Source organism: Streptomyces sp. WZ.A104 (genome assembly GCF_002382885.1).
Taxonomy (GTDB): Bacteria; Actinomycetota; Actinomycetes; order Streptomycetales; family Streptomycetaceae; genus Streptomyces.
In genome coordinates this window covers 1-21,027 of record NZ_NWVL01000091.1, presented here as the reverse complement: position 1 = coordinate 21,027, position 21,027 = coordinate 1, and the positions used below count along the sequence as shown (strand labels likewise).

At 72.2% G+C, this 21,027-nt stretch carries 16 protein-coding genes and 1 pseudogene; 6 read left to right on the top strand and 11 right to left on the bottom strand.

What is annotated here, in order from left to right:
• Window positions 1-5: 5 nt before the first annotated feature.
• Window positions 6-269, bottom strand: a complete 264-nt coding sequence (locus CIB93_RS32615; protein WP_096632176.1) for a hypothetical protein — start codon at window positions 267-269, stop codon at window positions 6-8.
• A 322-nt stretch (window positions 270-591) separates the two neighbouring features.
• Between CIB93_RS32615 and CIB93_RS32610 the strand changes: the two genes are divergently transcribed.
• Both CIB93_RS32610 and CIB93_RS39500 read left to right on the top strand, forming a co-directional pair.
• Window positions 592-1,296: a phosphoribosyltransferase gene (locus CIB93_RS32610; protein ID WP_096632174.1), complete on the top strand. Its 705-nt coding sequence runs from the start codon at window positions 592-594 to the stop codon at window positions 1,294-1,296.
• 13 nt (window positions 1,297-1,309) lie between these two features.
• A pseudogene (locus CIB93_RS39500) lies at window positions 1,310-1,539 on the top strand (response regulator transcription factor); the annotation flags it as partial.
• A 453-nt stretch (window positions 1,540-1,992) separates the two neighbouring features.
• On the opposite strand, the gene CIB93_RS32595 reads toward CIB93_RS39500, so the two are convergent.
• The 5 genes from CIB93_RS32595 to CIB93_RS32575 all read right to left on the bottom strand — a co-directional run bounded on the left by CIB93_RS32595 (window position 1,993) and on the right by CIB93_RS32575 (window position 8,290).
• Window positions 1,993-2,670 (bottom strand): pyridoxamine 5'-phosphate oxidase family protein, encoded by a 678-nt coding sequence (locus tag CIB93_RS32595; RefSeq protein WP_096632173.1) that lies wholly within the window; start codon window positions 2,668-2,670, stop codon window positions 1,993-1,995.
• 270 nt (window positions 2,671-2,940) lie between these two features.
• A complete protein-coding gene (locus CIB93_RS32590) occupies window positions 2,941-5,196 on the bottom strand; it encodes a serine/threonine-protein kinase (protein WP_096632188.1) in 2,256 nt (751 codons plus the stop codon).
• A gap of 148 nt (window positions 5,197-5,344) precedes the next feature.
• Window positions 5,345-6,379, bottom strand: a complete 1,035-nt coding sequence (locus tag CIB93_RS32585) for an iron chelate uptake ABC transporter family permease subunit (RefSeq protein WP_096632171.1) — start codon at window positions 6,377-6,379, stop codon at window positions 5,345-5,347.
• Window positions 6,376-7,437, bottom strand: coding sequence for an iron chelate uptake ABC transporter family permease subunit (locus tag CIB93_RS32580; RefSeq protein WP_096632169.1), 1,062 nt, complete (start codon window positions 7,435-7,437; stop codon window positions 6,376-6,378). The genes CIB93_RS32585 and CIB93_RS32580 overlap by 4 nt, the downstream gene beginning before the upstream one ends.
• A 112-nt stretch (window positions 7,438-7,549) precedes the next feature.
• A complete protein-coding gene (locus CIB93_RS32575) occupies window positions 7,550-8,290 on the bottom strand; it encodes an AraC family transcriptional regulator (RefSeq protein ID WP_096632168.1) in 741 nt (246 codons plus the stop codon).
• A 147-nt stretch (window positions 8,291-8,437) separates the two neighbouring features.
• Here CIB93_RS32575 and CIB93_RS32570 point away from each other — a divergent pair, with 147 nt between their 5' ends.
• Window positions 8,438-9,424, top strand: coding sequence for an ABC transporter substrate-binding protein (locus tag CIB93_RS32570; RefSeq protein WP_096632166.1), 987 nt, complete (start codon window positions 8,438-8,440; stop codon window positions 9,422-9,424).
• On the top strand, window positions 9,424-11,199 hold the full coding sequence (locus CIB93_RS32565; protein WP_096632165.1) for a siderophore-interacting protein: 1,776 nt from the start codon (window positions 9,424-9,426) through the stop codon (window positions 11,197-11,199). Before CIB93_RS32570 ends, CIB93_RS32565 begins: the two co-directional genes overlap by 1 nt.
• A 55-nt stretch (window positions 11,200-11,254) precedes the next feature.
• On the opposite strand, the gene CIB93_RS32560 is transcribed toward CIB93_RS32565, so the two are convergent.
• Complete coding sequence (locus tag CIB93_RS32560) at window positions 11,255-12,256, bottom strand: oxygenase MpaB family protein (protein WP_373558824.1); 1,002 nt, start codon at window positions 12,254-12,256, stop codon at window positions 11,255-11,257.
• Between the two features lie 94 nt (window positions 12,257-12,350).
• On the opposite strand from CIB93_RS32560, the gene CIB93_RS32555 reads away from it, so the two are divergent.
• The gene (locus CIB93_RS32555) at window positions 12,351-13,025 is read left to right on the top strand and encodes a TetR/AcrR family transcriptional regulator (protein WP_096632162.1); all 675 of its coding nucleotides are present in this window, start codon (window positions 12,351-12,353) and stop codon (window positions 13,023-13,025) included.
• A 144-nt stretch (window positions 13,026-13,169) separates the two neighbouring features.
• On the opposite strand, the gene CIB93_RS32550 is transcribed toward CIB93_RS32555, so the two are convergent.
• The 4 genes from CIB93_RS32550 to CIB93_RS32535 all read right to left on the bottom strand — a co-directional run bounded on the left by CIB93_RS32550 (window position 13,170) and on the right by CIB93_RS32535 (window position 18,005).
• Window positions 13,170-15,131: an acyl-CoA dehydrogenase gene (locus tag CIB93_RS32550; protein WP_096632160.1), complete on the bottom strand. Its 1,962-nt coding sequence runs from the start codon at window positions 15,129-15,131 to the stop codon at window positions 13,170-13,172.
• 28 nt (window positions 15,132-15,159) lie between these two features.
• The gene (locus CIB93_RS32545; protein ID WP_096632159.1) at window positions 15,160-15,801 is read right to left on the bottom strand and encodes a bifunctional 2-polyprenyl-6-hydroxyphenol methylase/3-demethylubiquinol 3-O-methyltransferase UbiG; all 642 of its coding nucleotides are present in this window, start codon (window positions 15,799-15,801) and stop codon (window positions 15,160-15,162) included.
• 199 nt (window positions 15,802-16,000) lie between these two features.
• Window positions 16,001-17,284, bottom strand: a complete 1,284-nt coding sequence (locus CIB93_RS32540) for a pyroglutamyl peptidase (protein ID WP_096632157.1) — start codon at window positions 17,282-17,284, stop codon at window positions 16,001-16,003.
• Window positions 17,285-17,594: 310 nt separating this feature from the next.
• A complete protein-coding gene (locus CIB93_RS32535; protein ID WP_096632156.1) occupies window positions 17,595-18,005 on the bottom strand; it encodes a Fur family transcriptional regulator in 411 nt (136 codons plus the stop codon).
• A gap of 377 nt (window positions 18,006-18,382) precedes the next feature.
• On the opposite strand from CIB93_RS32535, the gene katG reads away from it, so the two are divergent.
• A complete protein-coding gene (gene katG / locus CIB93_RS32530; RefSeq protein ID WP_096632154.1) occupies window positions 18,383-20,638 on the top strand; it encodes a catalase/peroxidase HPI in 2,256 nt (751 codons plus the stop codon).
• Window positions 20,639-21,027: the final 389 nt, after the last annotated feature.

Below are 21,027 nucleotides of genomic sequence, written 5' to 3'. Positions count from 1 at the left end.
CTCGCTCAACGGCCAGAGGATGCGTCGGGCCGCCCGTGCTGCTGCTCCTGGCGGCCCTGCTGCTCGTTGCGGCCCTCCTGCTCCTGCCGACGCGCTTCAGCCTGCTGACGGCGGCCGTCGTCCTTGCGGGCCGGGTCGTCGAGTGCCTTGCCGTCGGACTCCTTGACCAGTCCCCGGACCTTGAGGACCTTGGCGCGCAAGAGCCTGCCTACGTCACGCATCGTGTCCTCCTGTGCGGTCATCAGTCGTTCCACGGTTGAGCGGTTCATCTCTCCTCGTCCGGAAGGGCTCCCCGGCTGCCGTTCGGTCGGGGTCCGCGTGGCCCTCACCTCGGCTCCGGTCCAGCGGTCGCGGGCCCTCGGAGAAAGCGTGCGCTGCTGGCAGCGGTGACCGAGAGTCCGTCACGGCCCGTCTCCTTTCCGGTCGGGAAGGATTTTCCGACATCATTGGAGATACCCCGCATTACGAACTTTTCACACGAACATCGAGACAGTCCGGCGTGCGTACGCCTGCGGGTACCGCGCCCCCGAGTGGATCATGGCGAATCCGAGCGGATCATGGCGGATACGGAAGGAAAGGGGTGAGCCGGACATGCGGTTTCGCGACCGCCACCACGCAGGCCGGGAACTCGCCGACCGGCTCCTGGAACGGTCGGCCGACGGCCAGGTGGCCGATCCCGTGGTCATCGCGCTGCCCCGGGGCGGCGTCCCCGTGGCAGCGCCCGTCGCGCGAGCGCTCGGCGCCACGCTCGATGTCCTGATCGTCCGCAAGATCGGGCTGCCCGGCCGCCCGGAGACCGGCATCGGCGCGATCATCGACGACGACCCGCCGCTGTTCGACGGGCCCTCCCTCGATCTGCTCGGCCTGCGCGAGGACCAGCTGGGCCCTGTTGTGGCCCGGGAACGCGCGGAACTGCACCGGCGCGAGAAGCGTTACCGGGGCGGTCGGCCCCCGCCCCGGGTCGAGGGCCGGACGGTGATCCTGGTCGACGACGGGCTCGCGACCGGCGTCACCGCGCGTGTCGCCCTGCGTGGTCTGCGCCGCCGGGGTCCGGCCCGGCTGATTCTCGCCGTACCCGTCGCCGCCCCCGGCAGCGCCGACCTCGTACGCCCGGAAGCCGATGACTTCGTCTGCCTCCACCAGCCTCCGGGCTTCCGCGCGGTGGGCGAGTGGTACGACGACTTCGACCAGGTCGGCGACGAGGAGGTCCTCGCCGTCCTGCGCGACCTCGGCCCGCGGGCGCCCGGCACACCACCCGCCTCCGGCACCGCCGATCCGGGTCTTCCTCCTCGCTGACCACGAGGCCGTACGCCGGGAGGACGAGAGGCCCTCTGTCCTGTCCGAGCGCGAACGGTCCGTGCTCGACCTCATCGGCGAGGGCCTCACCGACCGGCAGATCGCCAGTCGACTGCATGTGTCCGAGAAGACCGTCAAGAACCACGTTTCCCAGCTACGCGGGAAGCTCCGGGGGGGAACGGCGGATGCGGGCGGCCGGTCATCACGGCGGAAGTACGGGAGAACCGGCAGCAGGGACGGTGACGCGTCACCCGCGTACAGGGGCCGGCGGTAGCCGGTCAACCACACGCGTCGTTCGATCGAAGGGGACGTGTACGGGGACCGCGAGGAGCCGGTCAGCCGCGTCCAGGAAGCAGCGGCACCCGTCACTCAGCGCGGCGCCACGGCGCCGAACCGGCTCGGCGCGGACGCACGGTGTGCCGCCCGGGCGCTCGGCACGGACAGACAGCGTGCCGCCGGGGCGCCCGGCCCGTTCAGCCCGCTCGGCCAGGTTCCGCGGCCCGCGGCGTCGGCCGCCGGGCACGAGGCCGACGCCGTCGTCGGACGGCGCGGAGACCGCCCGCTGGACCCCCGGCCAGGCCACGTGGCCCACGCCGTGATCCACCACAGCACCGCACCGGTCGCCGTGCCCCTCCCCTCTCGGCTGAGCGCGCGCCGGGAACTCGGCCGCCCCCTCAGCCGGGCCGCACAGCGGGATCAGTCGGTGTCGCCCGGGGCGTCGGGCACGATGATCTTGCGTCCGGTGACCCGCCGAGGCGTGAGAATCATGACGTGTTCGCGCCCCTCCCCGGCCCACGGTGTCGCGTACGCCGCCTCCCTGAGCTCCCGCGCGTCCTCTTCGTCCGCCACGGCACGGACGGGGCCGACGAGCAGCACGCTCCACCCCTTGCTGAAGGCATCGTCGATGTGGTCGGTCTCAAGGGCGATCTCCGTGCCGACGGCCGTGGCCAGCGGGGAGTCCTCACCCGTGCTGAACGCGACCTCACCGTCGAGCACCTGGTAGTTCACGGGCAGCACGACCGGCCCGCCCTCGTGGGTCAGCGCCACCCGTCCGACGCCGTGGTCACCCAGCAGCACCCAGCACATGGCGACGTCGAGTTCGACCAGCCGGGCCCGGCGCGCTCCCCGACCGAGGCCCGGCGGCAGCTCGCCCGTCCCTCCCGACAGCTCCTGGACCGTGGTTTCGAGCGCGTCGGCCAGCCGGAGCAGGAAGCCGATGCCCGGCGTCGCGGACTGCTCCTCCACGTACTCGATATAGCCGGGTGCGGCGCCCGCCCGCAGCGCCACGTCCTGCCGGGACAGCCCGAGCTGCAGGCGCCGTGCCACGATGCGCCGGCCCAGGTCGCCTCTGGCCGGTTTCGGTGATGCGGGCATCGCTGTGCTCCTTGCTCATCGAGGCGGGTCCTACGGCTCACGCTAACCAGCGCCGGGAACGGGCGCAGCGCGGAAGCGGCACCAGAGGGAGCCCCGGGGGGGCCTTACGAGACGGGGCTACCGGGCGGCGGCGGTTTCGGGGACCTCCGCCCCGGGCGAACCGGCTGCCGACCTGGTCGAGGTGCGGCCCGGCACCGCCCGGTTTCGCCCTCGGCCGCGCGACGCCCGCGCGCTGAGCATGCGGCTGGTGCTCCGTGCGCCGCGCCGGGGTCAGCCCGACTTCGGGGGCCTCCGGGTGTCGAAGGCGAAGAGCGTGTTCGCGTCCGCGGCCACGAACAGCACACGCCCTGCGACGGTCACACGCGGGCTCGCCCCCTGTTCGCCCGTCAGCCCATCGGCCTGCGGATCTGTTGTCCACAGCGATGCGCCGTCGCCCGGCGACAGCGCGACCACCCGGCCGGTGGCCGAGCTGAAGTACAGCGCGCCGTCATCCGCCGCCGGACCCGACGCTCCCTCAACGCCCGTCTGCCGCGACCACTTCTCCCGGCCGGTAGCGGGGTCGAGCGCCGTGACGAGTCCGGCCTGCCCGCTCACGTAGACGGTGCCGTCCGCCATGCCGGGCGTCCCCTCGTACGTCTTGCCGAGCCGTGAGTACGTGACCTTCCGCGAGACCGGGTCGACCCGGACCACCCCGTCGTACCCGGCCCGTGCCGCCCCCTCCATGTGTCTGGAGAGGAGTACGAGCCTGCCGCCTGCCACACCCGTCGGCACGGCGGGGCCGTTGACCGCGATGGGCCTGCCCAGTGCCCCGGACGCGAGGTCCACGGTGTGCAGGGTGGGGTGGCGCACCTCCGTGGCGTCCAACTCCGCCTCCGTCGCGCACATCGCGAGGAGCTCCCGGCCCACCGGGACGGGCGCACACCGGGTGCCCGCCGGGAACGACGACGTCCAGGTGACCTCACCGCTGTGCGCGTCCCGGGCCTCGAAGCGGGAGTTGGAGGCGTCGACCGTCACCACCGCGGTGCCGGCCACGACGGCGTCCTGGGTCCGGCCGGTGACAGCGGTCGACTGGGCGCCGGACGGTACGGACCACAGCTCCCGGCCGGTCTTCGCGTCGATGGCCACCACCTCGCTGTGGGGGTCCCGCTGGGCGTCCTGGGCGGCGAAGCGGTAGCCGAGCACCGTGTCGTCGGTGGCGCCCACCAGGTGCATGCCCTGGACGGGGACGCCCGGGCTCTTCGCCGTCCACACCTGCGAGCCGTCCTGGGCCCTGATACGGGTCGCGACGACACCGCCGCCCCCGCAGAACAGCGCGTCGCCGCGCGCGACGCACCGCAGCTCGTCGGGAATGTCCGCACGACCGCCCCGCACGGTCCGGCGCCACGGCTCGAAGCCGTCCAAAAGCGCGGGCCCCGGCGCCGCGACGCTGTTTCCCTTGCCGTTGCCCTCGCCGCCGCTGTGCCCCCCGGAGCCGCCCGTCTTCAGCACGGCGACCCCGCCGCCGATCGCCACCACCGCGACCGACGCGGCGAGCACGGGCCGCCACCGGCTGCGCAGACGGCGGCCGACGGGAGAGCCGGAGCTCCCCTTCCCGGTATCGGCCGGGGCGGTCGGGGCCGGGGCGGTCGGCTCGGAGGCGGCCCTCGTCGCGAGGTCGTGCTCGGTGATCATGTCGCGGGTGCGGCCCGCTCCGGCCCCGTCGGCGCCGGTCCCGCCGAGTTCGGTCGGCAGGTCCCGCAGCAGTACGAGGAGTTCGTCCGCCGAGGGGCGTCCCTCGGGCTCCTTGTCCAGGCACGGCTCGACGACCGCGCGCAGAGCCGCCGGTACGGCGCCCAGCGAGGGTTCCTCGTGCACCACCTGGTAAGCCGTCAGGTACGGGCTGTCCGCGTCGAAGGGACCGCGGCCCGTCGCCGCGTACACCAGCAGCGTCCCCAGCGAGAAGACGTCGGACGCCGGTCCCACACCGCGCGGCGCCTGCAACTGCTCCGGCGACATGAACGGCGGCGTACCGATGACCCGCCCGGTCATCGTCAGCGTCTGCTGGTCCACGGCGCGCGAGATGCCGAAATCGATGACGCGTGGTCCCTCGGGCGAGAGCACGACGTTCGAGGGCTTCAGGTCACGGTGGACGACCCCCGCTCGGTGGATGTCGCGCAACGCCTCCGCGAGCCCGATGGCGAGCCGCCTCAGCTCCGCTCCGTCCAGCGGGCCCTGCACGGTGATGCGCTGGGCGAGCGTGTGCCCCTCGATATAGGTGGTCGCCATCCACGGCTGTTCGGCCTCGGGAGCGGCGTCGACCACGGCGGCGGTGAACGCGCCGCTCACCCGCCTCGCGGCCGCCACCTCCTGCCGGAAACGGATGCGGAACTCGTCGTCCCCCGCGAACTGCTGGTGGATCAGCTTGATCGCGACAGCCCGCCCCGAACTCGTACGGGCCAGGAAGACCGTGCCCATGCCGCCCGACCCGAGCCGTGCCTCCAGGGGATAGCCGCCGATCTCGGCCGGATCACCTCCGCGCAGCGACACTCTTCCGACCTCCCGCTCCCCGTGCTCCTCCGCCATCACTCGCCTGCCTGCCCGTCCTGCCTGCCTGGCCTGCACACAAACTAGCCGCAGGGCGGTACGGCGGAGCCAGGCGGGTCCCGCACGGGGAACTCAACCGGGCACGACACCCCTACAGCCCCCGTCTGGACTCCCGCACCAGCAGTACCAGCAGATACGCCCCGCCGACGCACACCGTGACCGCGCCGGTAGGCAGTATCACGCCCGGAATCGCGTGCTGCGCCGCGATGTCGGCGCCGAGCAGCAGGACCGCGCCGACGAGCGCCGAGCCGACGAGGTCGACGGAGGTTCCGCGCCCGGTGAGGCGGCGGGCGATCTGCGGCGCCGCCAGGGCGACGAAGGCGATGGGGCCCGCCGCGGCGGTCACCGCCGCTGTCGCCGTCACGCCGAGGACGACCAGCAGCAGCTTGGTGCGTTCGACGGGCACTCCCAGCATCGTCGCCGTGTCGTCGCCCAGTTCGAGCCTGCGCATCCGGCGTTGGGCCACCGGGGCCGCCAGGGCGACGCCCGCGGTCAGGGCGGCGGCCATCATGACGGCGGGCCACCCGATGGCGCTCAGGGAGCCGGCGCCCCAGACCGCGGCCCTCAGCGCGGTGTCCACATCGGCCTTCACCGAGAACCACGTATTGACCGAGGACAGCAGCGCACCGACCGCGATGCCCACGATGATGAGCCGGAAGCCCCGGACACCCCGGCGGAACGCCAGCAGATACACGACGAGGGCGGTGACGAGTCCGCCGGCGAGCGCGCCCGCAGCGAGCGCCGGGTAGCTGCTCGCGCCCACGAGCAGCATGACGACGACACCGGTATAGGAGCCGGTGGTGAAGCCGATGACGTCCGGGCTGCCGAGCGGGTTGCGGGTCAGGGACTGGAAGATCGCGCCGCCGACGGCGAGGGCGGCGCCGAACAGTACGGCGGCGACGATGCGCGGCGCCCGCCACTCCAGGACGACGGTACGGACACTGTTCCTGGCCGTGCCCGACATCACCGCGGTCAGGTCGCCGAGGCTCAGTGGGTAGCTGCCGAGGGTGAAGGCCCACAGGGCCAGCGCGACCAGCGTGATGCCCAGCAGCCCGCAGACGACGACCGCGCGGCGCGTCGCTCTCAGGCTCAGGGGCCCCGCCCTGAGGACGAACACCCCGTTCACAGGGACCTCACCCGGCTTCCGCGCACCAGCAGGATCAGCACGGGCGCGCCGATGAGCGGCATCATGACGCCGACCGGCAGCTCGGCGGGGTTCACGATCAGCCGGCCCAGCACATCGGCGGCCAGCACGATCACCGGGGCGAGGACGGCGGAGTAGGCAAGGATCCAGCGCCAGTCGGGCCCGGTGAGCCACCGCACGGCGTGCGGCACCATGAGGCCGACGAACATCAGCGGGCCCGCGGCGGCCGTCGCGGCACCGCACAGCAGGGCCACCGCGATCACCACACCGCACCGGGTGGCGCCGACCCGCAGCCCGACCGCCCGCGCGGCGTCGTCGCCGAGCGCGATCGCGTTGAGCGGGCGCGCACAGCAGGCAGCGACCAGCAGGCCCGCCAGCACGAAGGGCACGATGTCACCGGCGGTGCCTGTCGGACGGTCGGTGATGGTGCCCGCTCCCCAGAACCTCATACGGTCGAAGGTCTCCGTGTCGATCAGGGCGAGGGTGTGGGAAACCCCGGCCAGCACCGCCGTGAAGGCCACCCCGACGAGGGTGAGCCGCAGCGGCGAGGGCCCGCCGCGTCCGCCGCTCGCGGCGAGGTAGACCACCGCCGAACCGGCGACGGCGCCGACGAAGGCGAAGGGCAGGTACTGCTCGATGCGGGTGAGGCCGAAGACGGCCACGCCCAGAGTGACGGCGAATCCCGCGCCCGCGTTGACGCCGAGGACTCCCGGGTCGGCCAGCGGGTTGCGGGTCAGGGCCTGCATGAGCGCTCCCGCCACGCCCAGGGAGACGCCGACGACGATGCCGAGCAGCGTGCGGTCCACGCGGGCTTCGCTGACCGTGGCGTGCGAGGCGGAGCCGTCGGGGGCGGTCAGCGCCTGCCACACCACGTCGAGGGGAAGCATCGCCGAGCCGATCGCGACACTGAGCACCACCGCGACGAGGAGCGCGCCGACGGCGATGCCCAGGCCGAGGAGCCGGTGCGCCCTGCGACGCGACGACCACGACGACACGGTGGGTGGTGGGGGCGCGGTCGTCGTCGCGAGCGCCTGTGGCATCGAACCTCCCTGAGCGATCCGCCACCGGACAGCCGGAAGTGCCGTGCGTGATCGACGTACATGAACTGCTTGAACTGCTTGAACGGCTCGAACCGACTGCCCGGCTACCGGTTCAGCGGCCGCCGAGCGCCCCCACCGCGTCCGTGGTGAGCGCGCTCACCGGCACCCCGGACTCGCGGCTCAGCGCGCGCAGCAGTCCGGCCCGGGTCGCGTATCCGGCCGCTCTGGCCGCGGCCGTCAGCTCACCTCCGCCGCGGAGGTGTTCGACGGCGGCGTTCATCCTGGCCCTGTTCCGCCACCGTGTGAAGGGCAGTCCGGTCTCGTCGAGGAAGACGCGCTGCACCTGGCGAGCGCTCATCCGGTGCTGTGCGGCGAGCTCCTCCAGCGTCACGGCGGGGGTGCGCAGGGCCTCGCGGGCGAGTGCGCGCACTGCGGGATGGGCGGGCAGCACGACGGGGAAGTACTGCCGGGAGATGCCCTTCAGCACACGCCCCAGCGCCTGGCGGAACGGCCCGACCTGCTCCGCCGTGGTCGGCGCGGCACCGAGTGTGGTGGTCATGACCTCGACGATCGCGGGGACCGCCCCGAGCGGCTGCACCCGGCATCGTGGCTGGTCAGAGGCGTTGAGCAAGGGGCCGAGCGCCATACCGCCCGGCTCTATCCGCAGCGCGTGCGGTACGCGGGGAGCGAGCCAGAGGGCCTCGTGGCGTCCGAGCCGCCACTCCTCACCGTCGGCGGACAGGCGGGCGTTGCCGCTGACCACGTAGACGAGGTGCGGCTCGTCGTGCTGATGCGTGTCGTGACCGAGGAAGCGGATGGCGTTCTCGGCGACCACGGTGCCGAGGGATGTCATCGGCAAGCGTGCCTCCCGTTGTGTGCGATGCGTCGTGTCCGTCACCAGCGATGTCGCACTCGGATCAACGCAGCGGAACCAGCGAGGTTAGCCTCACCTTACCAATACAGCTCGACTGTTCGAGCCTGCCCAGCCACATGAGGTCCCATGTCTGCTCCTGCCCGCCTTCTCGCCGTAGCGCTCGTCGCCACGCTGGCCCTCACCGGATGCTCGGCCTCCGGCCCGTCGGACGACGGGGACAAGGGGTCCGCCGCCAAGTCCCGTACCGTCACGACCGACTACGGCAAGGTGAAGGTACCGACCGCGCCCAAGCGCGTGGTCGTGCTGAACCACGCTCTCGCCGGGTACCTCTACGACCTCGACGTGCCGGTGCGCGCCACGATCCCCGAGGACGCCGACGGGAAGGGCGAGTTCTCCCCGTACTGGGAGAAGGAGGCGAAGGAGGACGGCACGACCTTCCTGCCGTGGAGCGTCGACGGCTTCGACCTGGAGGCGATCCTCGCCCTGGAGCCCGACCTCATCGTCGGCGGCGGCATCGGCTTCCCGCTGTTCCAGGCGGAGAAGGTGTACGACGACCTCTCCGGCATCGCTCCCACCGTGCTCGTGGGCAAGAAGCTCGGCGACTGGCGGAGCCAGTTCTCCTTCCTCGCCGACGACGTGTTCGGCAAGGCCGACGTCTACGAGAAGCACCTGGCCGCGTACGACAAGCGGATCACCGAGGTGAAGGAGTCGATCACACCGCCGCCCGGTCCCGTGTCGTTCCTCGCCCTCACCGGCGACGGCACCGCCTACGGCCTGGTGGAGAGCGTGGGCCTGCCCACCGAGTTGAAGAAGGTCGGCATCGAGCCGGCGCCCGTCTTCGCGAAGGGCGGTTTCAAGGTGTACGGGCAGGGCGGTGACATGTTCGAACTGTCGACCGAGAAGGTGGGTCAGACGATCACCCAGCCGTCCGTCTTCGTCATGGGCTTCAACGCGGACACCACCGACGTCGCCACGCTGAAGAAGAACCCCGTCTACAGCGCGCTGCCCGCCTTCAAGACGAACCACGCCTATGACCTGCCGTACTGGGTGCTGCGCGGCGACTACGACGAGTCGATGGCCCTGCTCGACGTCATCGAGAAGAAGTTCTCCTGATGGCCGCCCAGCGTGCGTACACGACGCACCCCCTCGTCCTGCGCCGGGTCACCGTCCGCCGTGTCCATGAGGTGACCCCCCGAATGCGGCGCGTCGTCCTCGGAGGCGAGGACCTCGCCGCCTTCACCCGCGACGGAACCGACCATCCCGCCTTCGCCGCGCCCGGGTTCGACGACCACATCAAGCTGATCCTCGCCGCCGACGGGAACGTCCACGCGGCGCTCCCCGCCCAGTTGCCGCACGGCATCGAGTGGACCCCGGCCGAACACCGGCTGACCCGCGACTACACGCCCCGGCGGGTGGACCAGCGGGCAGGAGAGCTGCACCTCGACTTCGTGGTGCACGGCGAGGGGCCCGCGGAGGCCTGGGCCGCGTCGGCGCGGGAGGGCGACGAGCTGTGGTTCGTGGGGCCCAAGTCGTCGCTCCGGCTGCCGGAACAGCTGGACTGGATCCTTCTCATCGGGGACGAGACGGCACTGCCCGCGATCGGCCGCTTCCTCGACGAGCGTCCGCTCGACGCCCCGGCCCATGTCCTGGTCACCGTCTCGGACGACTCGGCCCGCCAGGAACTGGCCCTGCGCGACGGCGACACGGTCACCTGGGCGGTCGCGGAGCCGGGGGACGCGGCGGCACTGGACGCCGCGGTCCGCGCGCTGCCGGTGCCGGCGGGTGAGGGGTACGCCTGGGCCGCGGCGGAGAGCCGGGCGCTGCTTCCCGTACGCCGGTATCTCCAGCGCGAACGGAATCTCCCGAAGGACCGCCTGAACATCACGGGTTACTGGCACCGCGAGGAGGCGACGACGCCGGAGGCGGAGGGCGCGGCCGATGTCGGCGCGCAGGGCGCCGCCGCCGGTCCGATCCCCTCGCCGCTGCCGTGGCTGGTCGCTCGGGCCGCACTGCGACTCGGTCTCGTCGACGCGGTGGCCGACGCGCCGGGCCTTTCGCCCGCCGCGCTCGCGACCCGCCTGGGCGTGCCGAGAGCGGGGATCGACGTACTGCTTCCGCTGCTCGCCTCGTACGACGTGGTCATCGGCGCCGACGACGAGACCGGGCTGCGCCTCGGCGCGGCGGGCGAAGAACTGCTCGACGACCACGAGCGCGAGGAGTACACCGGCCACGAGGCCGAGCTGCTGCTCGCCCTCACCCACCTCGCCCCCTCGCTCCGGAACGCCACGTCCCCCTGGCGGCTCGCCTCGGGCACCACCCTGCACGACGCGGTGACCCGCGACGCGGAGCGCTACGGCGAACTGGTCGGGGAGTGCGAACAGTTGGTCTTCCTGCTGAACGGCCTGACGGCGGACCCGCTCTGGGAGGGCGTCGGGAGCTGCCTCCTGACCGGTCCCGGCAGCGCCTCGATGGTCGCCGCTCTCGACGACGCCGGGCTGCGGCCTCGGCTGCGCGTGGTGGAGGACGGCACACCGGCCGCGGTGCTGCGCGGACACGTCTCCGCGCCGGAACGGATCGACTGGACGGCAGGGCCCGCCGATGTCGCCGTCGCCGCGAAGGCGCTGGCCCACCGCACCGACGAGGAGGCCGCACAGCTCCTCACCCGGCTCGCCGGCTGGACCCGGACGGTGGTCCTCGTCGAGGCCTCCCGCCCCGACGGCCTGAGCCCGCACGCGGCCGAGGCGGCGTTGCTCGCGTACGCCGCGACCGGCAGCCCGCTGCGCGACTCGGCCGCGATCGCCGCCCTCGCGGAACGGTCGGGCTGGGAGGTCGTGCGGACCGTCGCACTCGGCTGGGGCACGGAGGCCACCGTGCTGACGCGGGGCTGACCCGGACGGGCGGCCCGGAACCCGCCGGGGCGGTCCGACGGGGGGGCGCGGGCGGTCAGCTCTCCGGTACGTAGTGCTGCCGAAGCCCGCGCCGCCCTTCGGGCGGCAGGTTCCGGGCGGGCGTCTCCACAGGGCCCTTCGTCGGTCGGCCCCGCTCGCGGTCCCAGCCCGCACGGGCGCGCGGGTGGAAGCGGCGACGCTCGGGAACGCATCGCCAGGCATGGTGCACCAGTCGGCCCAGCATGCGCAGCAGCCGTTCGTCCAGGGGCGTCCAGCGGAGCCCGAGGCGTTCCCTTACGGCCTGCGGATACATGCCGATCGTCACCCACACCATCAGCCGGACCATCGGGATGCGGACGAGGGCCCACAGCGGCGACGGCAGCCACCGTAGGAGGGGCGGCCGGGAGATGCGGCGCATGTTCAGGACGTCACGGGCCGGCCGGTTGTCCTCCAGGACGTCGGCGCACATGTGGTCCCAGTACCGCTGGAACTCCTCCCAACTTCGGGGAACGGGCTTCATGGAGAGGCCGTACAGCGCGTACCAGCGGACGTGCTCGTCGAAGAGCGTGTGCCGCTGCGCCTCGGTGAGCCCGCCGCCGAAGCGCTCGGCCACCTGCACGGTCAGCATGAAGAACGTGGCGTGCGCCCAGTAGAACGTGTCCGGGTTGAGCGCGTGATACGGGCGGCCGCGCCGGTCGACCCCGCTGATCGAGGCGTGGTAGCCGCGCACTTGGCGGGCCGTACGGGCGGCGAGCGGGCCGTCGTAGACCACTCCGCCGATCGGGTACAACGAGCGGAGGAGGCGCTCCCAGCGCTCCTCGAAGAACCGCGAGTGCTCGGCGACGCCCGCGCCGAGCTCGGGGTGCATGTTCTGCATGGATCCGGCCCAGGGGGCGAGGAGAAGGCCCCTCCAGTCGCCGAACCAGCGCCAGGTGAGGGAGTCGGGGCCGAGGGGTTCCACGGCTCTCGGGCCGGTCGGTTCAGTTGGTTCGGTCGGGTGGGTCGGGTCCGGTCCGTGAGCTGGCACTGTCCCGTGCACCTCCGATACTGAGGACACCTGTCATCAGGTTAGAATCCGCGGACGGCTGTCGTCAATCGACCGGCGAGGAGGGTCACCGGAGATCGAGCGACGGAGAACGGGAGGGCCGGAGTTGACGGAACGGAGCTGGGGCGGGACGAAACTCGCCGACCGTCGCGCGGCCCGCCGCCGGATCCTGCTGGACACCGCCGAACGCCTGGCCGGCGAGGAGGGGTGCGCGGCCGTCACGGTCCGGTCCGTGTGCAGGCGGGCGCGCCTGACGGACCGCTACTTCTACGAGAGCTTCACCGGACGCGACGACTTGCTCCTCGCAGCCTTCGAGCGGGTCGCCGACGAGGCCAGGCGGGCCCTGGAGGAAGCCGTGGCGCTCAGTGAGCCACGGCGCGACGTCCGGGCCCGGGCCGCTGTCTCCGCCTTCGTCGCCCTGGTCCTGGACGCGCCGCACAAGGGCCGCCTGCTGCTCCTGGAACCTTTCGCCGACCCGGTCCTCGGGGCCCGCAGTCATCGGCTCGTGCCGGTGTTCACCGGCCTCGTGGGCGGTCAGCTCTCCGGCACGGGGGACGGCATCGAACGCCGCATGGCCGCGCACGCCCTGGTCGGCGGCCTGGCGAACCTCTTCGCGGGGTGGCTGCACGGCACGCTCGACGTGCCGCGCGAACGGCTGGAGGCGTACTGCGTGACGCTGGTGCTCAGGGCGACGGCGTCCCCGGAGCAGCCCTCCCCGGCAGGCGGTACGGGCAGCGCGGGCGCCTCACGCTCACCGGAAGTGAGCACGGTGACGGACTGATCGACGCCCCTCTCAACCGGTTTCCTCCTCAGTACGGTTGGCGGCCCATGAGTCCCCGCCGCCCACGCGCTGGAGCCGCCGACCGGCGGTGCCGCTCGTCGCGCCCTCCCGGGCCCGGGGCCACGGCCACCGCTGTGTTCCGGTTCAGCCCACCAGGTCCGGAGCCCGCAGCATGACGGCCGGGACACCCCAGGCGTCGACGAGGGCGCCCGCCAGGGGCCGGACCTTGCGGCAGAGGTCGTTCACCTCACGGGTGATCGCCTTGGAACGCTGGACGGTCAGCCGGCCGTGTTCCATGAACCACGCCCGGTCCGCCTCGATCGTCGACAGGGCGAACAGGTCGCACAGCAGGCCCAGCGCGACCTTGTTGCCGCCCTCGGGCAGCGTACGCACCTTCTCGACGAAGGCCTCCAGCACCAGCCGCTCGACATGGGCGTGGGCGACGGCGATGACATGGTCCTGCACCTCGGAGAAGACAGCGCCCGCATCGCGCTTCCGGTCGATTCCGCTCTTGAGCCTGCGGGCCACCCCGGCGAGCAGGTGCTCCTCGCGGTAGCGGACCATGGCGAGCTGGTACTCCGAGTCGAGCAGGCCCGCTTCCTGGTCCCACGCGTCGCCGCCGGGCAGCAGATCACGTACCCGTTCGAGCAGTTTGTGGGCCGACGTCTTCTCGATGACCGTCTCGACGGCGAGGTTGGTGACGTAGCGGACCATGCCGAGCTGGTCCAGGTCCTCGAACTCGCTCGCGTAGTCAGTGAGCAGGCCCTTGGCGACGAGCTGGAGCAGGACGTGGTTGTCGCCCTCGAAGGTGGTGAAGATGTCGCTGTCGGCCTTGAGAGCGGCGAACCGGTTGACGGCGAGATAGCCGGCGCCGCCGCAGGCCTCGCGGCACTCCTGGATCACCCGGGTGGCGTGCCAGGTGCCGAGCGCCTTGGTTCCGGCGGCCCGTGACTCCAGGCGGCGCCGCGCCTGCGGGTCGTCCTCGATGCCGGAGAAGACGTCGTGCAGCTGCGTGCGTACGACATCCTGCGCGAAGTGCAGTGCGTACGTACGCGCGATGAGCGGCAGCAGACGGCGCTGATGCAGACCGTAGTCGAGGAGCAGTTGCTCCTCCCCCTGCGAGCTCGCCGCGAACTGGCGGCGCCGCAGGGCGTACTTCGTGGCGACCGCCAGGGCGACCTTCGCGGCGCCGACTCCGGCGCCGCCGACGCTGACCCGCCCCTGGACCAGGGTGCCGAGCATGGTGAAGAAGCGGCGGTCGGGGTTGTCGATCGTGCTCCGGTAGACGCCTTCCGGAGTGACGTCGGCGAACCGGTTGAGCAGCGCCTCGCGGGGCACCCGCACACCGTCGAACCGGATGCGCCCGTTGTCCACGCCGTTGAGGCCCATCTTGCGGCCGTCGTCCTCGATGCCGACGCCGGGCGCCACCTCGCCGCCGACCCGGATCGGTACGACGAACGCGTGCACGCCCTCGGCCGCCCCGCCCACCTCCAGCTGGGCGAAGACGACCGCCAGTTCACCGTGGCGGGCCGCGTTGCCGATGTAGTCCTTGCGCGCCTGGTCGCCCTCGGTGGTGATGACGAACTCCTGCTCGGCGGCGTCGTACCGGGCGACCGTGCCGAGCGCCTGCACATTCGAGCCGTGCCCGGTCTCGGTCATCGCGAAGCATCCCATCAGCTTCCCGGTGATCAGGTCCGGCAGATAGGCGTCGTGGTGGCGCTCGGTGCCCAGATGCAGGATCGCGCCGCCGAAGAGCCCGAACTGCACACCGACCTTCACCAGCACCGACAGATCGCCGAAGGCGAGCGTCTCGAACGCGGCGATCGAGGCCCCGACGTCGCCGCCCCCGCCGTACTGCCTCGGGAAGCCCATACCGGTCTGCCCCGTGGCCGCCATCTCGACCACGAGTTCGCGCACCCGCTCGCGGTACGCGTCGATGCCGAGCTCGTCGGCCTCGTCGAGAACCGAGGCGTGCGCCACCAGGTTGCTCCGGACCAGATCGCGGACCTCGGCGTACTCGCCGTCGAGCACCTCGGTCAGCGCCCGGACGTCGAGCTCCGGCTGGGTGTAGCCGCCGGGAGCGGGAGAGGTTTTGTCAGTGGTCATACCGCTTCGCTACCCCGTCCGGGAACGATCAAGCGACACCACCCTCGCGGGCAGGGCAGACGTGCACACTGACGGCGTAACCGCAGCCCGGGACGTAGGGGTCGCCGCTCCAGGTCGCGTAGCGCTGCCGCAGGGCCAGTCCGGCCCGCACACACCACTCGTCGAAGTCCGCGAGACCGAAGGGCGCTTCGGTCAGGGGCAGGTGCGCGGCGTCCAGTCCCATCCCCGTGACCAGCAGCCCGCCGGGCCGCAGCAGGGCGGACAGCTGCCCGATGACATCCGCTTCGGTGCCTGCGGCCAGGAGAGGGATGACGTTCCCGGCGGCGAGCACCAGGTCGAAATCCGGCTCCAGCCCGAGGGAGTCCGTGCGGGCCAGGTCCCCGAGGAGCCACTCCTGCGCGGGGGCCTCGCGGCGGGCGACGGCGAGCATCGAGGAGTCGACGTCCACGCCGGTGCAGCGGTGACCCAGTTCGGCGAGCCGGATCGCCACCCTTCCGGTGCCGCAGCCGGCGTCGAGCACCCGGGCGGCAGGCTCCAGCAGCGCGTCGCAGAACGCGGCCTCGCCGTGGATGTCGTGCCCCGATTCGGCAAGCCGCGCGAAACGCCGGGCGTACTGCTCTCCGGCCCGTCCGCCGGTCAGTTCCGCCCAGCGGTCCCGTTTCCCGGTCATGTCAGCGTGCCTCCGGTCAGCCCCGCCCCATGAGAGCGGGAACGTGCTTCAGGGGGAATGTGTGGACCCCTGGATCATCGCAGTTGTCGGCCCCACCGGCACCGCCACCCTCCCAGCGATGGTTACGTCGACGGGTACTGCTGGACGGCCGCCGGTGGCGCTGCCGATGCGCTACGGCTGGACCGCAGGGGGCGCGGGCTCAAGGGGCCGCGCTCACCGCCGTCTTCACCAGTGCCCGTATCTGCCGCACGATGTCCGAGCGGTTGCGCTCGAAGTCCGGGTCGGTGACACCGCCCGTCGCCGGGTTCTCGTTCCCCGCTCCGAAGGTCAGGACCGGCGTGTGCAGATGACCGCCGGGCAGCTTCGAGAGCCCCATCCGGTCGCGCAGCAGGGTGGCCCGGTAGGCGATCTCGTTTGAGAGGTAGTCGCCCCCGCCCCCGGCCCGCGCGGTGGAACCGGGAGTGGGCCCTTCCCGCCTGGTCACCGGCTGGGTCGCGCCCGCCGGGATCTCGGTGACCTCGGTGTTGTCGTACACCGGGAAGCGGCCCGTGTCCGCCTCGGTGAGCCGACGGTACGGGAGGGTGGTGGAGGTCCACTGCGGCTGCGACGCGGGGTCGGTGACGGGGACGGTCCCGGTGCGGACGAGGTTCTCGTTGTCCGGGAAGCCACCGCGCCAGGCGCCGTTGGTGCGCTCCACGTCGAATCGGCCCGGGCGGCCCTGGCTGATGGTGGTGAAGGCGTCCAGGTGCGGCAGGTGCCGGGCGAGGGCCCGTTCGACCGCTCCCTCGGCGAAGTCCGTCCAGCGCACCGGGAAGATGACAGCCTCTATCCGGGCCGGGCCCTTGGCGGTGTGCACCAGGGTGCCGTCCAGGGCGAGCGCGCTGGCGCCCGAGGGATTGCCGATCCGGACGTCCCTGTCCAACGTGAACGGGTCGAAGCCGGTGATGAGGACCCGCTTCACCTGACGGCCGGGATGGCGGATGTCCTCCTCGCCGCGCGAAGAGGTCTCCAGCGCGGTGAGCAGGGCCCTGCGCTGCTGGTCGTCCAGCCCGAACCGAGGTGTCCATGTACGCAGTTCGCGGCTGAGGGCGAGCCGTGCCCAGTACAACGGGCGGTCATCGCCCCGGCTCAGGTCACCCCTGGCGGGTCCGCGGCCCTGGGCTCGGTCCACGGCCCGCCGCCACAGCGCCGAGGCGTGGCGCGTCACCAGCCGCTCCGTCCGCGCGTAGCTGCGGGTGCCCTCCAGGGCACGGGCGAAGCGCGGGGCGAGGACGTCGAATCCGCTGCGCCGCAGGATCTCCTGCGGGGCGGCCCGGTCGAGGCGCTGCTCCTCGACGGTGGGCTGTACGGTGCTGCGGTCGGCGCCGGCGGGGGTCGCTGTGGCAGGCGACGCCGTGGCAGGCAGGGCGGAGCCCGCGAGAACGAGCAGGAGCGTCACGCCGCCGAGGCCGAGCCGGGTGATTGCGGGAAACCGGTGCGTCACGTGGGCCCTTTCGAGAGATTCCACAGAACGGTTGGGCCCGCAGTATCGCGGCACTGCCGGAGGTGGCGCCATGGGGCAGGACTCCCTCCGGCACGTCGGGCAGGGGCGACACCTCACGCACGCCCGGGCGTGTGTGACAGCCTGCGTCATGCGCCCCCGGCCGCGCGGACGGTGGGAGCGGGAGCGGCCGGCGGCCACCCGAAAGCTGCCCGAGCGCCCGAGTGCCCGGATGCTGTCGGCACCGTCGGCTGTCGGCACTGTCGATGCTGCTGTGTAGCCGGGTTCCCCTGGGGGCGTGACACCGCCGCGGTCAGGCGCAGGCCGGGCACAAGCCGCGATAGGTGATCTCCACCGACCCGACGGCGAACCCGAACCGCTCGGCCTCGGGCAGGTCACCGATGGCGTCGCCGGACGGGTGGACGTCGCGCACCGTGCCGCAGCCGGAGCACACCAGGTGCTGATGGGGGCGGCGCGCGTTCGGGTCGTAGCGCTTGGCCCGGCCCACGGTGGAGACCTCCAGCACCTCGCCGAGCACGACGAGCTCCCCCAGCGTGTTGTAGACGGTCGCGCGGGAGATCTCGGGCAGTCGCGCGGCGGCCCGCAGGTGCACCTCGTCCGCCGTCAGGTGCACGTGGTCGCCGTCGAGGACCTCCGCGACGACACGCCGCTGTGAGGTCAGCCGCCAGCCACGGCCGCGCAGCCGCTGAAGGAGGTCGCTCATCTCGTTTCACCTGCTTCGCTTCGCTGGAGACACCTGGAGACACGCGGCCCCCGGCAGGATCCGGTGACGCCACGCCCCGGCCGTTATGGTTTTAGCGCACTTCTTGACTTGGACGAAGTCCATTGTAGGATCGATCTCGGCGACATCCAAGAGATAGAGACAGGAAGACTCCGGTACGGCAGCAGAGACACGTGACGGGAGACCGCCGGTCGAGCACCGCCCTCGTCGCACGGCCGGGACCGTCCGGTCCGGTGGTCCGCGAGGCACTCGGACGGCCCGCGCGAGATCCTGGAAACAGCGTGCCCCCACCTGCACGGCCCGAATCCTCCTCCCCCGTTCAGCGCCCCCACGACCCGCCGGGTCCGGAAGGATTTCCCATGACCGACAATCACGAGTCGCATGTCTTTGATCCCGTCACCCCGGATTCGCCCGAGACGGCCGTCCCGGAGGTGCCCGAGGCGCAGGCGGTCGGCTGCCCCGTGGCCCACGGCCGCGCGGCGCACCCCACTCAGGGCGGGGGGAACCGCCAGTGGTGGCCGGACCGCCTCAATCTGAAGATCCTTGCCAAGAACCCCGCCGTGGCGAACCCGCTCGGTGCGGACTTCGACTACGCGGCCGCGTTCCAGTCGCTCGACCTGCCCGCGGTGAAGCGGGACATCGCCGAGGTGCTCACCACGTCGCAGGACTGGTGGCCCGCCGACTTCGGCAACTACGGACCGCTGATGATCCGGATGGCCTGGCACAGCGCGGGCACGTACCGCATCAGCGACGGCCGCGGTGGCGCGGGCGCCGGTCAGCAGCGCTTCGCCCCGCTGAACAGCTGGCCGGACAACGGCAACCTGGACAAGGCCCGCCGTCTGCTGTGGCCGGTCAAGAAGAAGTACGGCCAGGCGCTGTCCTGGGCCGACCTGCTGATCCTCACCGGCAACGTCGCCCTGGAGACCATGGGCTTCAAGACCTTCGGCTTCGCCGGCGGCCGCGAGGACGTCTGGGAGTCGGAGGAGGACGTCTACTGGGGCCCGGAGACCACCTGGCTCGACGACGAGCGCTACACCGGCGACCGTGAACTGGAGAACCCGCTCGGCGCGGTCCAGATGGGCCTGATCTACGTCAATCCCGAAGGCCCCAACGGCAACCCGGACCCGATCGCGGCCGCCCGCGACATCCGCGAGACCTTCCGCCGGATGGCGATGAACGACGAGGAGACCGTCGCCCTCATCGCCGGTGGCCACACCTTCGGCAAGACACACGGCGCGGGCCCGGCCGAGAGCGTCGGCGCGGACCCCGAGGGCGCTCCGATGGAGGAGCAGGGCCTGGGCTGGCGCAGCTCGTACAAGTCGGGCAAGGGCGGGGACGCCATCACCAGCGGTCTGGAGGTGACCTGGACCAGCACCCCGACGAAGTGGGGCAACGAGTTCTTCCACAACCTCTTCGCCTACGAGTACGAGCTGACCAAGTCCCCGGCCGGTGCGCACCAGTGGGTCGCCAAGGACGCGGAGGCGACCATCCCGGACGCGCACGACGCGTCGAAGAAGCACAAGCCGCAGATGCTCACCACCGACCTGTCGCTGCGCTTCGACCCGGCCTACGAGCAGATCTCGCGCCGCTTCTACGAGAACCCGGACGAGTTCGCGGACGCCTTCTCCCGCGCCTGGTACAAGCTGACGCACCGCGACATGGGCCCGATCCAGCGCTACCTGGGCACGGAGGTACCTTCCGAGGTGCTGCTGTGGCAGGACCCCCTGCCCGCGCGCACCGAGGAGCCGCTGGACGCCGCGGAGATCACCGCGCTCAAGGAGCAGGTGCTCGCCACGGACCTGACAGTGGCGCAGCTGGTCTCGGCGGCCTGGGCCTCGGCCGCGTCCTTCCGGGGCAGCGACAAGCGCGGCGGCGCCAACGGCGCCCGGGTCCGTCTGGAGCCGCAGCGTGGCTGGGAGGCGAACGACCCGGACGAGCTGGCCCAGGTCCTGCGCGTCCTGGAAGGTCTCCAGGAGTCCTTCAACGCCAAGGGCGGAAAGCAGGTCTCGCTGGCCGACCTGATCGTCCTCGCGGGCAACGCGGCCGTCGAGCAGGCGGCCAAGGACGCCGGAGTCGACGTACAGGTGCCGTTCACCGCGGGCCGGGTCGACGCCACGCAGGAGCAGACGGACATCGAGTCCTTCTCCGCCCTGGAACCCGCGTACGACGGCTTCCGCAACTACGTCGGCAAGGGCACCCGACTGCCCGCCGAGTACCTGCTGCTCGACCGGGCCAACCTGCTGACGCTGAGCGCCCCGGAGACCACCGTCCTGGTCGGCGGTCTGCGGGTGCTGGGCGCCAACACCGGCGGCTCGAAGCACGGCGTCCTCACCGACCGCCCGGGCACGCTGACCAACGACTTCTTCGTGAACCTGCTCGACCTGGGCATCACCTGGAAGTCGACGTCGTCGGCGCAGGACGAGTTCGAGGCCCGCGACGCGACCGGCAAGGTCAAGTGGACCGGCACGCGCGCCGACCTGGTCTTCGGCTCCAACTCCGAACTCCGCGCCCTTGCCGAGGTCTACGCGAGCGACGACGCGCGGCAGAAGTTCGTGACGGACTTCGTCGCCGCCTGGGCCAAGGTCATGGACCTCGACCGGTTCGACCTGAACTGATCTGCTCGACCGGCACACTCCGGCTGTGGGGCCGGTGCGCACACGCACCGGCCCCACAGCACGTCAGAGCAGTTCCCCGTTGAACGTCAGCATCCTGACCAGCCTTCCGCCACTCAAGCGGAACCCGAATCTCGTGGCGTCATCGGCGTCGTCGGATACCAAGTGCCGACAGGTCGCTCCCTCGGGCAGCGACGGACCCGCACTGCCGAGGTCGGCGGTCAGGAACGAGCCCCCCGTCCGGCAGCCTGTCCTGTACGTCGCCCTCGGGGTCTCCCGGCCTCACCGTCATGCGCCGACGCCGGCCGCGCGGGGCCCGAGCGGTCGCGGCCGACGCGGGCGGACTCCGCGCCTCGGCGCTGGGGCCCGGCCTCGCCGGGGCCGGGGCCGGG

What these genes read in the sequence shown, in the direction of transcription:
- CIB93_RS32615 (WP_096632176.1), bottom strand. Translation starts at nt 269, where the DNA reads ATGAACCGCTCAACCGTGGAACGACTGATGACCGCACAGGAGGACACG.
- CIB93_RS32610 (WP_096632174.1), top strand. Translation starts at nt 592, where the DNA reads ATGCGGTTTCGCGACCGCCACCACGCAGGCCGGGAACTCGCCGACCGG.
- CIB93_RS32595 (WP_096632173.1), bottom strand. Translation starts at nt 2,670, where the DNA reads ATGCCCGCATCACCGAAACCGGCCAGAGGCGACCTGGGCCGGCGCATC.
- CIB93_RS32580 (WP_096632169.1), bottom strand. Translation starts at nt 7,437, where the DNA reads ATGCCACAGGCGCTCGCGACGACGACCGCGCCCCCACCACCCACCGTG.
- CIB93_RS32575 (WP_096632168.1), bottom strand. Translation starts at nt 8,290, where the DNA reads ATGACATCCCTCGGCACCGTGGTCGCCGAGAACGCCATCCGCTTCCTC.
- CIB93_RS32570 (WP_096632166.1), top strand. Translation starts at nt 8,438, where the DNA reads ATGTCTGCTCCTGCCCGCCTTCTCGCCGTAGCGCTCGTCGCCACGCTG.
- CIB93_RS32565 (WP_096632165.1), top strand. Translation starts at nt 9,424, where the DNA reads ATGGCCGCCCAGCGTGCGTACACGACGCACCCCCTCGTCCTGCGCCGG.
- CIB93_RS32550 (WP_096632160.1), bottom strand. Translation starts at nt 15,131, where the DNA reads ATGACCACTGACAAAACCTCTCCCGCTCCCGGCGGCTACACCCAGCCG.
- CIB93_RS32545 (WP_096632159.1), bottom strand. Translation starts at nt 15,801, where the DNA reads ATGACCGGGAAACGGGACCGCTGGGCGGAACTGACCGGCGGACGGGCC.
- CIB93_RS32535 (WP_096632156.1), bottom strand. Translation starts at nt 18,005, where the DNA reads ATGAGCGACCTCCTTCAGCGGCTGCGCGGCCGTGGCTGGCGGCTGACC.
- katG (WP_096632154.1), top strand. Translation starts at nt 18,383, where the DNA reads ATGACCGACAATCACGAGTCGCATGTCTTTGATCCCGTCACCCCGGAT.